Origin of the sequence: Hanamia caeni (assembly GCF_003721595.1) — a bacterium.
Classification (GTDB): domain Bacteria; phylum Bacteroidota; class Bacteroidia; order Chitinophagales; family Chitinophagaceae; genus Ginsengibacter; species Ginsengibacter caeni.
This window is the reverse complement of record NZ_RJJR01000018.1, coordinates 45,305-57,631: the sequence shown is the minus strand read 5'-3', so window position 1 is coordinate 57,631 and position 12,327 is coordinate 45,305. Positions and strand designations below refer to the sequence as shown.

The 12,327-nt window shown below is 34.6% G+C and carries 11 protein-coding genes; all 11 read left to right on the top strand.

Annotated features, from left to right (window positions below; translation table 11 throughout):
- Positions 1-4 precede the first annotated feature (4 nt).
- Positions 5-295 (top strand): HigA family addiction module antitoxin, encoded by a 291-nt coding sequence (locus EFY79_RS18570; RefSeq protein WP_148041976.1) that lies wholly within the window; start codon positions 5-7, stop codon positions 293-295.
- 75 nt (positions 296-370) lie between these two features.
- Positions 371-1,294, top strand: coding sequence for a hypothetical protein (locus EFY79_RS18565; RefSeq protein ID WP_123122245.1), 924 nt, complete (start codon positions 371-373; stop codon positions 1,292-1,294).
- On the top strand, positions 1,291-1,755 hold the full coding sequence (locus EFY79_RS18560) for a type II toxin-antitoxin system VapC family toxin (RefSeq protein WP_123122244.1): 465 nt from the start codon (positions 1,291-1,293) through the stop codon (positions 1,753-1,755). The genes EFY79_RS18565 and EFY79_RS18560 overlap by 4 nt, the downstream gene beginning before the upstream one ends.
- Before the next feature lie 77 nt (positions 1,756-1,832).
- Entirely contained in the window at positions 1,833-3,050 is a 1,218-nt protein-coding gene (locus EFY79_RS18555; RefSeq protein WP_123122243.1) for a restriction endonuclease subunit S, read from the top strand.
- Between the two features lie 35 nt (positions 3,051-3,085).
- Positions 3,086-6,109, top strand: a complete 3,024-nt coding sequence (locus EFY79_RS18550; protein WP_123122242.1) for a type I restriction endonuclease subunit R — start codon at positions 3,086-3,088, stop codon at positions 6,107-6,109.
- Between the two features lie 439 nt (positions 6,110-6,548).
- On the top strand, positions 6,549-7,526 hold the full coding sequence (locus EFY79_RS18545) for a GIY-YIG nuclease family protein (protein ID WP_123122241.1): 978 nt from the start codon (positions 6,549-6,551) through the stop codon (positions 7,524-7,526).
- A gap of 339 nt (positions 7,527-7,865) precedes the next feature.
- Positions 7,866-8,312 (top strand): hypothetical protein, encoded by a 447-nt coding sequence (locus EFY79_RS18540; protein ID WP_148041975.1) that lies wholly within the window; start codon positions 7,866-7,868, stop codon positions 8,310-8,312.
- A 177-nt stretch (positions 8,313-8,489) separates the two neighbouring features.
- Positions 8,490-9,041, top strand: a complete 552-nt coding sequence (locus EFY79_RS18535) for a hypothetical protein (protein WP_123122239.1) — start codon at positions 8,490-8,492, stop codon at positions 9,039-9,041.
- Positions 9,042-9,092: 51 nt separating this feature from the next.
- Positions 9,093-10,424 carry a hypothetical protein gene (locus tag EFY79_RS18530; RefSeq protein ID WP_148041974.1) on the top strand — a complete coding sequence of 444 codons (1,332 nt, stop codon included), beginning with the start codon at positions 9,093-9,095 and terminating at the stop codon, positions 10,422-10,424.
- Between the two features lie 2 nt (positions 10,425-10,426).
- Positions 10,427-10,867, top strand: a complete 441-nt coding sequence (locus tag EFY79_RS18525) for a hypothetical protein (protein ID WP_123122237.1) — start codon at positions 10,427-10,429, stop codon at positions 10,865-10,867.
- A 6-nt stretch (positions 10,868-10,873) separates the two neighbouring features.
- On the top strand, positions 10,874-12,316 hold the full coding sequence (locus EFY79_RS18520; RefSeq protein ID WP_123122236.1) for a hypothetical protein: 1,443 nt from the start codon (positions 10,874-10,876) through the stop codon (positions 12,314-12,316).
- Positions 12,317-12,327 lie beyond the last annotated feature (11 nt).

Sequence of the window (12,327 nt, the reverse complement as noted above, 5' to 3'; positions counted from 1 at the left end):
TAACATGATGAACGAACAACTGAAAGTGGAATTAGAATTACTCACTTCACCGGGTGATGATATAGTGGAAATGCTGGAACATCTGGAGATGCCTCAATTAACTTTTGCTCAATGCATAGATGTTTCACTTACTGAAGTGCAAAATATTATTTCAGGTAAAGAAGCTATAACCGCAAATACAGCTTCAAAGCTTGAAAAAGTATTTGGTATTAGCTCGAAATATTGGTTGAATAGGGAAAAGAATTACAGAATTAAGTTGTTAGAAATAAATCAAAAGATTGATGGCACAATTTGAAAATGGCATTAAATTAGAATCTCAATTAAAAAGAATTGAAGTAATATTGAGTGTCCTAAAAATTAAAAAACAGCAATGAATTATGATATTAAAATACGGGGTGCAAAGGAAGATAACGGCTATTTAGAATTTGATCGGCTAAATTTAATTACTCAAAGCACTAAAGAAATTGCCACCAAAGCATTAATGCTAAGGCTGCGGGGATTTAGTGATATTAAACCTGATTCAAAATTAAAAGCCGCATTATTTTTAAGATTAGAAAGCCTTTCAGGAAACAAACTGGAAGGAACCTCTATGCTGATTGACTGCGACCATTTTGAAGAAACAATTAAGAAACTGCAATTGGATTTCTTTAGGCCAACCCAAGAGATTTTGAAACTTACACCGATGGCATTGGTTATTCAGTCTTTCCGGTCAGCTTTATTGGAAAATGAAGATAAAGACTATTTAGATAAACCGCTTTTAAAATCACTTTTAAAATTTAAAAAAAACTTTGCAAGCGATAATGAGGTTTTCTTTTTTTCCAATAGAAATTCTATTCCGGAGATTGAAGTAACCAGGGAGGATTTTAAAAAAATAGAAGTACTTGAAGAAAGTATTCCTGAGCCACGAAAAATAATCATCAATGGGCAATTGGATGAGATGAAGGTGTCAAAGAACAGATTAGGCCTCTTGACTAAAGAGGGAGTAGTAAATATTTTTGCTAATGATAATTCCATTATACATGGGATTGTTAATTATATGGGGAAAGAAGTAACCATTTCCGGAATTGCAAATTACAGGCCGGGCGGCCAACTGTCTTATATTGAGATTGAACAATATTTTGAACCTGGCAAGAGTGACGATTTCTTTTCAAGAAAGCCAAAAGCAATGACTGTTGAGCAACAGGTATTATTTCAACTAAAACAAGGAAAGAAAAAAAATCCATTGTCTGACTTGATTGGTAAATGGCCCGGTGATGAAAGTTTTGATGACCTTTTAAAAATGCTGGATGAATGAGAAATTTTATTCTTGACACAAACATTTTAATGGCTTATCTGAAAGCAGAACCAAAACTTTTCAGGCAGATTAGTGAGGATAATAAGCTTGATGAGGATGATGCCTTCATAATGATTTCTGTGATTACAAAAGGTGAGATTTATTCATTGGCATTACAAAATGGCTGGGGCGAAAGAAAAGTTAACATCCTTAATAAATTATTAAGCCAGTTGTTGATAATAGATATAAATGCTGATGATGAAAAATTGTTAAATGCTTATGCTGAAATTGATGCATTCAGTTTAAAACGACATCCTTCTAAAAAAATGCCAGGGGCTGCAAAGCCAATGGGAAAAAATGATATGTGGATTGCAGCAACAGCTTTTGTTGCAAATGCAACTTTATTAACTACAGATGGAAAGTTTATGCATTTGGATAAAGAGTTTATTAATATCAAATTCTATCATCCAAATTCTATTTAGTTAAGAAATTGAATAGGACAACCCTGAAAATACATCACAATAAATATTGCAAATAAAAAAATACCAACAACAAGTAAATGAGTGATTGGGAGAAATATAAGTTTTCTGAGTTTGCTGAAATTATTAAAGATGGATTCCATCCTTCATCTAATGGAGAACTATTTTATATAGGTTTAGAACATATAGAACAGCAAACACTAAGATTATATAGCATTGGAAAATCTTCTGAAGTAACAAGTAATAAATTTCGCTTTAAAAAGGGTGATATTTTATTTGGAAAACTTAGGCCTTATTTCAGAAAAGTTTATAGACCAAAATTTTCGGGAGTTTGCTCAACTGACATTTGGGTTATCAGAGCAAGAAAAGAATTTGATCAAAGCTTTTTGTTCTACTTTTTAGCAAGCGAAGAATTTATTTCATTATCAAATCAGAGTAGCAATGGAACGAGAATGCCGAGAGCTGATTGGAATAATTTAAAAAATATTCAATTCCTTCTTCCTGACTTCCCGACCCAAATCCGCATCGCCTCCATCCTCTCTTCCCTCGATGACAAAATAGAACTCAACCGCCGCATGAACCACACATTGGAACAAATGGCGCAGGCTTTATTCAATCATTATTTTGTTGATAATATTGATCCTGATAACTTACCGGAAGGATGGAGATGGGGGAAGTTGAACGAAATGTATAAAACGACATCAGGAGGAACTCCAAGTAGGACCAAAATGGATTATTACAATGATGGTAATATTTTCTGGGTGAAATCAAAGGAATTAAATAACGGTTTCATACTTGATACAGAGGAAAAAATAACAATTGTAGCGTTAAACAATTCTTCTGCAAAAATTCTTCCTAAACATTCTGTTTTAGTCGCAATGTATGGAGCTACCGTGGGGGAAATAGCAACTTTAAGTATGGACGCTACTTGCAATCAAGCAATCTGCGCGATTCTCCCAAATGATAATTATCCTTACACATTTATTTTCCAATTTTTAAAAGAAAATAAACAGCAACTGATAAATCGTGCAAGTGGTTCAGCACAGCAAAATATCAGTCAGATTGTTATTCAGAATTTAGAATTAGTTGTTCCATCAATTTCAGTTGTAAGCAAGTTTCACCAAGAAGTAAATTCTCTTTTTTTACAGATAGAAAATAATCTAAAGGAAAATAATTCGCTTTCTCAAATTCGTGACACCCTACTTCCCAAACTCATGTCCGGAGAAATTGATGTGGATAAAATAATAGATGAAGAAGAATTAATAGAAAACGAATTAGCGGATTGTAAACCAGCATAAAATAAAAATCTTCAATAAAACTTCGTTTACTGCTTATGGCTCATAAATTTCTTGCTGAAAGTGATATTGAAGAAGCAGCTATAGAATGGCTTCTTCAAATGCAGCCATACCATTATAAATACGGTCCTGATATCATCCGCAATCCTAAGAAGGCTATACTTGAAGATGTATTTGAGCAATTTCTTTATAAAACCTATAAGCACGTTCCGGCTAAAATACTGGAAGAAGTAAAGCAGGAATTTTTATTCAACACCGGTACTGATATTCATCATCGCAATCATGCTTTTCATTTAAAGTTGAGCAAAGGCATTCCCAAAACATGGAAGGATGAAAATGGCAAACCACAGTTTCAGCATTTCTATCCTGTAAATTATGAAGAGGTTAGCAAGAATGATTTCCTGGTTGTAAACCAGTTTACCATAGAAGGTAGAAACCGCCGCCGCCCTGACCTGATCATTTTCATCAATGGCCTTCCCATCGTATTGTTTGAATTTAAAAACCTGTTTGATATTGATGCTACTGTGGATAATGCATTCAACCAAATACAGCATTATATACAGGATATACCACAGGTTTTTGAAACCAATGAATTAACGGTGATTAGCGATGGCAGCACTACTTTGCATGGCACATTCAGCAGTGGTATGGAATGGTTTGCTTCCTGGAAAAGTGTAGACGGCATCAATATGGTTGAAGATGATTTTGCATTGGAAACTTTGATAAAAGGTTTATTGGTTCCGGAAAGATTGCTCCAATATATTCGCCATTACATCTTTCATGAATGGGATAAAGGGGTATTGATAAAAAAAGCTGCAAAGTACCACCAGTTCTTTGGTGTGCAATATTCGTTAATAGAAACTTTAAAAGCGATAAAGCCTATTGGCGACGGGCGTATTGGTGTGATCTGGCATACCACCCGCAGCGGTAAAAGTATTACAATGGCGATTTATGCAGGAATTCTACGCCAGATGCCAGAATTAAAAAATCCTACCATCATTGTACAGGTGGACCGGTTTGATTTGAACAAACAATTGTATGAAGATTTTGTTGCTGCAAAAGATTTAGTCGGCGATGTTTCGCTTGCAGAAAATACAGATGATTTACGAAAACTATTAAGGGGCGAAGGTGGTGGCGTTATTTTTAGCACGATAGAAAAATTCCGGTTAAAGGATTTAGAAGAAGGCAAGGAGGCAGAACATCCGGTATTAAGCACAAGAGAGAATATTATTGTTATAGCAGATGAATGCCACCGAACCCAATATGGATTATTAAAAGGCTTTGCAAGTAATCTTCGCAAAGCCCTTCCCAACGCTTCTTTCATTGGTTTTACCGGAACGCCAGTTGATACCAAAGATGCAGACACCGTGCAAGTGTTTGGCGAAGTGATCCATACATACGACATTAGGCAGGCAACCGAAGATCATGCAGTGGTTCCGATTTATTATGAACCGCGTTTGGCAAAACTTCATTTGGGCAATGCAGAAATCGAGGAGGAAGCGGAAGAAATTATGGATGGCCTGGGACAAAAAGACCGTAACAAAGTAATGTGGGCTGCTGTGGAAGATGCGGCGGGCTCGGATGAAAGAGTCGCAAAAATTGCAAAAGATATTTTGCATCATTTTACAGAACGCTCAAAAGCTTTGGAAGGGAAGGCAATGATTGTTTGCATGAGCCGCAGAAACTGTGTTAAAATGTATGATGCCTTAACGGATCTCGAAGGCTGCCCGGAAACTGCAGTAGTAATGACCACCAACATTGGAAAGGATCCAAAAGAATGGAAACCGCATGTTCGGACGAAAGAAAGTACTGAAGCTGTAAAAGCAAGATTTAAAGACCCGGATGATCCTTTAAAAATTGTTATTGTAAGAGATATGTGGCTTACCGGTTTTGATAATCCACCACTCAATACTTTATATGTAGATAAGATCATGAGCGGCCACAACCTGGTGCAGGCGATCAATCGTGTAGCAACAGTTTTTAAAGACAAGCCGAGCGGTTTGATTGTAGACTATATGGGCATTGGTGATAAGTTGAGAGACGCAACAAAGAAATATACTTCCAGCGGAGGCAAAGGAAATATTACCATTGATACCAGTGAAGCCTTTGAGTTGGCAACGGAATTTATTGCTGCATTAAAGTTTAAACTACCTAAAGATTTTAATTACGACAAATGGCTTTCCCTGTCGAAAGGCGAACAATTAAAATTAGTAAGCCAGGCAACGAATTACATTGTGAGTGATGAAGAAAGGAGTAAGGAATTTATGCTCGATGAGATGAAACTAACCGCCCTGGTTCCGGTGATAAAATCTGATCCGCGTATTGGAGAACTGGCATTGGATATTTTATTTCTGCAGCATGTAGGCGCTGCGGTTAGAAAGATCAGGAATCCGGTAACCAACATTCGCAAGAAAGAATCGCAGATAAAAGATCTGATTCACCGAAGTATCGAAAGTGAAGAAGTAGTTGATGTATTTACGATGGCTGGCATTGATAAATTTGATATTTCCATTATCAACGACGATTTCCTGGCAACAGCAAAAGAGCAAAAAAGCGGTAATGAATTAAAGCTGGAACTGATCAGGAAGATCATGAATGAAGAAATAAAATTGCGGCAGTTTAAGAACATCATCAAATACAAAAAGCTGAAAGAAGAAGTAGAAAAGATTATCAGCGATTATCACAATCATTTCTTTGACAGTCTTGTAGCCCTGCAAAAAATGCGTGAAGCAGCGAGGGAAATGCAGGAAGAAGATGAAAGAAGAAAAGTGCTGGGTTTAACAGAAGATGAGGAAGCTTTTTATGAAATACTCGCCAATCACAAAAACGCTGTTGGCGATTTTGAGCTGATTAAAGAGATTGTAAAAGAAGTAACTACTGTGGTAAAAAAGAACCTGCAAATTGATTGGTACAAAAAGCCGGATGCGAAAGCGCAGATCATGCTTGCTGTAAAAAGGGTTTTGATGAAGAAAGGTGTAAGCGCTGAATTAAAAGAGATCATGGATGAAATAATGGAGCAGGCCGAAGCGAGGTATAGGGAATGGTGGGGAGAGGTGGGGTAATTTTAAAAATTAAATTTAAGATGATAAGCAAAAATGAATTTCTCAAAAGGGTCAATGCTCTTAAATCATTCCAAAGTGTCAGAGGTAAAAACTATGTTGACCTTAATATAAAGGGGCCCACAACTAGTCCTCGTTTGTAACGAGGACGGTTCTGAATCATTTAATATTTTGCAATTCATGAGCGAAAAAAAGAGTGACTGAATTATCTCCACGGCAATCATGTACGAAATGGATTAGTAGGAGTGATTTGGGATTACGTGTAATGTTGCATTAGGTATTAAGAAAGAATGGAGATAATTATTTGTTTACCGGTACAAGATCGTGATTTCAGCAAGACAGGAAGCCTCTGCCAGGGGATCATAAAAAACACGAATTGAAAATAAAACATTTATTCATAAATTTATTTTGCCATTTACTTTATTGCAAACACTTTTTATTCATGACAGAAAAACCAATAATTAACAGCCTCGGCTTTCATTTTGATAATCCATGTGATGTAAAAGGAAAAAATTCCATTGCACACTTATTTACAGAACAAACCCGCTGCGGGATCTATTTACTCAAATTTTCAGATAAGACCTACTATATCGGACAAGCGAAAGACGTTGTTAAACGTTTCAGGCAGCATTGTATGAGTTACGACAATATTGAACATCTATGGTTCCAAACTGTTGAACGAGAAAAATTAAATGAGGTGGAGCAAAAATTAATTCATGATGCGGAATCGGATGGGCTTTTGCTTAAAAATATCGTTCATGTTTCACATGTTTTTGGAAAATCAAACCTGGATGAGATCATTTCTCCTGAGCAACAGAAAGACTGGTTGGAAAATAATAAGGAGATTCCTAATGATGGAAAGGACTTGTATGAGGAAGTAGCAGAAAAAGATAAAATCAGGTATCGGCAAAGGTTTGAAACACTAAAAGCAAATAAGGATTATCCTCTTTTCAAACGAATCTTAAACACCTACCTTTATAAATGTCTTCCTGCTTTTAAAAAAACAGAGCAAGAGTTTTGGTCATTGTCGTGCTTGCCAGGAACAAATAAAAATAGCTTTCCGCGGTATTTTTGCATGAATGTAAATTTTATGGAAGTATTTGTAGCCGGATATGATGCAGAACTGAATGAACCGTTTGCGTTTTTTGTTTTGTCAACGCTTTTTATGCAGACGCCTAAAGACATAAATAGAATTTTGACACGCTATCCTGATATTGATTTTGTTGAGGGAAACTATAAAGCGGGTGGTGTTGACCAGGTAAGTATGTATTTCTCAGACTTAAAGGAGGTAGAAGATATTTTATTGACTGAGCCAATAGTTGTAAAATCTATCAAGAAATTGAATCTTGGATTGATGCGAAAAGGGCCAACAATATTTTCAAAATATCATTGTTTTGACTTGGTGAAGAATGTGGTTTGATGACAGTGATAAAACAATAGTAAGACTAATACATTGTCGTAGAAAAATTACAAAATTCCCTAGATTAAGATGCATTCACCTTTGGACATCTGTGGACAAAAGACATTCGGTTTATAAATTTTAATAATATCAAACAAACTAAAATCTTTTTGGAAAGAATTAAACAGAGAGGGCAAATACGGTAACGAGAAAGAATGGTTTAGTTCCGTTGCTTACCACTTAATGAATGATATATGTCTTAACGTCGGCAAAAACCGTTATAGAATTACTGAGTGCGAATTTTATTATTTAGACAAGGACAACCATGAAGATCCGTATGTCCACGGAGAACAACAACAGATGACAACAGGGCAGCTTTATTATAACAAAGCTAGGGGGCTTGATATAACATTTGGTAACGCATCCTATCCTACATTCGGAGGTATTTTAATCAGGGGAATAAAAAATTTAGAAACTAATCAATACATCAACCAAATCACTAAAATTGTTTCCGAAGTTTTTATTGCACTAGGGAACATTGTTGAGGAAAAAGGGTGTATATATTTAAGTGAATTAGAAGAACGAAAAATTAAGATTGAAAAACCAATCCAATCTACAAGAATAGGATTGAGGGAATGGGAGGATGACAACAAAAATTATTTGGATAAACCTTACCGTTTTATAGTAGAACTTGTTCCGGAACATAGGTTTAAAGAGAAGGAAAAAGTAGTGAAGAATTTGCTTGCAGAAAACAAACTCTCTAGGGAGGGAGCTAAAACAATATTATCTTACTATCCTTCAAATTAAATGATGACAGACAACCAAACTAACTTCCTTTATTTAGCTGATTCGCTACCGACAGAATATCCGGACTTTTTAGTTTGTAGAGATTTAATTTTAAATTTCAAGATTGATGTGTTATTTTTAACATCAATTTATCAATCCTGCAAATAATGCTTTGTAAAAGCTGCTAATTGTAATAGAATGTATTTTGATAACTTAACAACTGCTTGTCTTCAGATTGATAAGGAAATTTTGTTACCTGGATATTTGAGAAGTATATGTGATTTATTAGCAACTCAAAAGATAACAAGAGAGAAAGTAAAGGAAATATTATTAAAGGATAATATTAACCCATCAATTGCAAAAGTTGATTTTTTGCATTTAATCTTCGCATATATTAAAATTGCTTTAGACGATCAGATTATTACGGATAATGAAATTCAAGAAATTAAATTTTTGAAAAATCTGTTTAATATTCAAAGAGGAGACTTTCTATACCATAACAAATCTGATGTTGAACTATTGATTCAAAATCAGTTAGAAAAAATATATGAAGATGGTTATGTGAGTGATAAAGAATCAAGCCTAAAAAATGCTATCCAGGAAATTTTTGATTTAAGCTATGATGAAATGAATAATTATTCTAAAATTAAAGCCGCTGTGTCTCTTCGGAATGGAGCAGATGTAAAGAATTTGGATGTATTTTTTACTTACGAGGAATATTTTAAGTTAAGATCAAAACCAGCCTACTAATTTTAAATAAAGTTGTAATACTCTTTTAAACTTTAAATTTATAAAAATCTGTTGAAAAACAATAAACTTTATCATCCAAATCTCAAAAATACGCTTCCGACCACTATAGATGCAATTTTGTACATATTTTGCATTTGCTTCTTGTTAATTTTAAGCGGATGTGATACTTCTGGAGTTTGCAATAAAGACTGTATTAACGCGAATTTACAATGCAATTGTTGTCCTGTTATAGATTCAATAGTCAATGCAAAGCCTGCGATTAGTGAGGTAAATATTTTTTTAGAAACCTCTGGGAGTATGAGTGGATATATGCCTTCAAATTCTACAACTACCTCGTTTCAAAAGATCATTCCAAATATTGCCACAAGGTTGAAGGTTCTCAATATTCATTTTTACTCTATAAAAGAATCGTCGCAAAAACCGCAATTGTTGAATTTAGATGATGCAATATCTAAAATAAGTTATGGAAGATTTGAATGGGGGTTGAATACATCAATTCCAATAATGCTTGATACAATAAACAATTATGAAGATTCCGGAAAAGTGGCAATCTTGATTTCAGATATGATCTATTCTCCCGAAGAGCAAAAACTAGTCGGGCAGTCAGTTACACTTATAAGTGATCAGATTAAAAATACCAATTTGTCTACTTCGCTATTATTGTTAAACTCTGATTTTTTAGGAAAAAACGTCAAAGTTTCAAATTCTCCATATTACATTCTAATACAAGGTAAACAGGAAAATATTGACGTAATAAAGTCTCGGATTTTCGCATCTTTGAAGGTGTTTAATCAGGACTATAATGAAGTTAATTTTGGATTTTCTTACTCTAAGCCATATTACAGCGTTATTCCTTATGCAGACATCAGAGGTACATTTGAATCAATCGAATGTCTCGGAGGTAAAGCCGCTTATTTAGTTTTAAATAATGTTGACTCACACGATAGTCTTGGCTTTTGGATAGGCTTGAATCTGGAAAACTTTCCAAAATATAGCAGGGATCTGGAATATCTAAAAACAAATTTATCGCTAAATCCAACCGGCACTAAAGCAAGTATTGAGAAAATTGTAACTAGAGAAATATTCGAAAAAATGCAAGATGATGATCCAACAGATAAATCTATTGCTAGCTTTTGCACTCATTTTATTCGCATAAATGTTTCCGAGTTGAATGATAAAATTAGCCAGTTAAATCTTAGTCTAAAAAGTGTTAAGCCAAATTGGATTACGGATAATAATTACGATGAAGACAAAAATGCTGATATAATTAGAGACAAAACTTTTGGACTAACTAATATTTATACGGCAATAAATGATGCCTATCAAGGGCAGCAAGCCGGATTATTTTTTAAAGACATTAAAATCATCTTACAAAAAAAATAATAATGCGAAAGTTATATGACTTTATGTTAGAGACTTTTTATATGCCTTGGGGTGAATATCTTGGGCAATATAAATCTTGTGGAAAAGAAGTGCAAGAGGATTTTCAGTATTCTATATACGCAGATATAAGTTTGCAACTATTTGCTATAACGATTATTTCCTTGTCTTTTTATTATTTGTATTTAAACAATCGTTTCGGCCGGTATTATTCAAATAAGTCATGGTTTATAACCATGCTTATCAACTGCGTCATAATTGCACTTCTAACTTACCTCACCGCAAGAAATATTTTAGATAGGCCGGTTTGTGATGTTTCAGGCTATCTGCTATGGATTAGTACTATAAATTTTCTGTTTGCAATTATTGGATTCATTATTTTATCTTTTGTTTTTAGACTTTTTTCGTCTATGGGTAAACATACTCCATATTTAACAACTAAATAATTATTTATGGCTCGATTATTTGTTTTCGGAATTGGTGGCACAGGAGCACGTGTGATGAAATCGTTGATTATGCTTATGGCCTCGGGCATGCGTGCTGGCGACTTTGATGTTATTCCCATATTAATTGACCCGCACAAGGATCTAAAAGAATTAAATGATTGTAAAACCTTACTGAAGTTGTATGGTAATATTCATGATGAAATTTATAAAAATGTTCAAAAGGTAGACGATGGTTTTTTTAATACAAAAATAACTACGCTGACAACTTTAGCCCCTGGCACGGGCATGAGGGACGAATACGATTTTGATGAGCGGCACGATATACCTTTTTCGCAATTTTTAGAACTTGAAGAGTTGGCGCAAAACAGTCCCACTCAAGATCTTTTATCACTGTTGTATTCACAAGATAATTTCAATAAACCTCTTTCGGTTGGCTTCAAAGGAAGCCCAAATGTTGGAAGTATAGTATTAAATTCCTTAAAGGATTCTCCAGGATATAAGGCATTTGAAAATGTCTTCGGTATAGATGATAGAGTTTTTATCATCAGCTCCATCTTCGGTGGAACTGGAGCATCCGGCTTCCCTTTGTTGCTTAAAAACTTAAGAAATCACCGGAGACCTGTTATAAATGAATGCCAAATAGGAGCACTAACTGTAATGCCCTATTTTAAGTTGGAAAGCCCAGATGAAAAAAGCGATATTGATTCAAATAATTTTCTCACTAAAACGAAAGCGGCGCTTACGTACTATACAAGAGAAGAATTTTCAAACTTATACAATGCTTTATATTATATAGCAGATACTGATGAGCAGAATAAGCCTTATGTAAATAATGAAAAAGAACAGCCGAATGATGCGCATTTAGTAGAAGTATTAGGGGCTTTGGCAGTACTACATTTTGCAGGAAACAGTTTTCAATTGCGTGGTGAAGTATATGAATATGGACTAAAAGAAAACGCTTCAGTTGTTGACCTCACGAATATTTCGGACGAAACACGAAAGATGATTGAAAGAGATACTGTCTCATTTTATTTTTTTCAGCAATTACACGAAAACCTTAAAGAGCATAAAAATTTGCCCTTCCGAAAATCTTCCGGATTTAATGACTCTTTTTTTAATCAGGAAGTATTTCGAAAAATAGATGAATTCATAGAGAAACATTACTTGCCGTGGGTGAAAGAATTGGAAAGAAATGAGAGATCCTTAAGTCCATTTAATAGAGTAGCTGGAAAGAAGAGTTATAACGCCGCAATAAAAGGCTACGAAGTTCCTCGAAAACCTCTGGAAGGTTGGGTGTCTCGTCCTTTCGATGTGTCAGATCTTTACGTAAGGATGTCAAATGCTGAAAAGTTTTATAAAAAAATGAACGATATAAATAAGAATTATAAATATTTAGCTATGTGTAGGAAGTCAACCCAAGAGTTAGTTGACGCCAATATAGACTTCTAAATTAATTTGCT

Bases quoted from the DNA above. Each gene is read 5' to 3' on its own strand.
- EFY79_RS18555 (WP_123122243.1), top strand. From the start codon at position 1,833: ATGAGTGATTGGGAGAAATATAAGTTTTCTGAGTTTGCTGAAATTATT.
- EFY79_RS18560 (WP_123122244.1), top strand. From the start codon at position 1,291: ATGAGAAATTTTATTCTTGACACAAACATTTTAATGGCTTATCTGAAA.
- EFY79_RS18550 (WP_123122242.1), top strand. From the start codon at position 3,086: ATGGCTCATAAATTTCTTGCTGAAAGTGATATTGAAGAAGCAGCTATA.
- EFY79_RS18570 (WP_148041976.1), top strand. From the start codon at position 5: ATGATGAACGAACAACTGAAAGTGGAATTAGAATTACTCACTTCACCG.
- EFY79_RS18535 (WP_123122239.1), top strand. From the start codon at position 8,490: ATGTATTTTGATAACTTAACAACTGCTTGTCTTCAGATTGATAAGGAA.
- EFY79_RS18540 (WP_148041975.1), top strand. From the start codon at position 7,866: ATGACAACAGGGCAGCTTTATTATAACAAAGCTAGGGGGCTTGATATA.
- EFY79_RS18525 (WP_123122237.1), top strand. From the start codon at position 10,427: ATGCGAAAGTTATATGACTTTATGTTAGAGACTTTTTATATGCCTTGG.
- EFY79_RS18520 (WP_123122236.1), top strand. From the start codon at position 10,874: ATGGCTCGATTATTTGTTTTCGGAATTGGTGGCACAGGAGCACGTGTG.
- EFY79_RS18545 (WP_123122241.1), top strand. From the start codon at position 6,549: ATGACAGAAAAACCAATAATTAACAGCCTCGGCTTTCATTTTGATAAT.
- EFY79_RS18565 (WP_123122245.1), top strand. From the start codon at position 371: ATGAATTATGATATTAAAATACGGGGTGCAAAGGAAGATAACGGCTAT.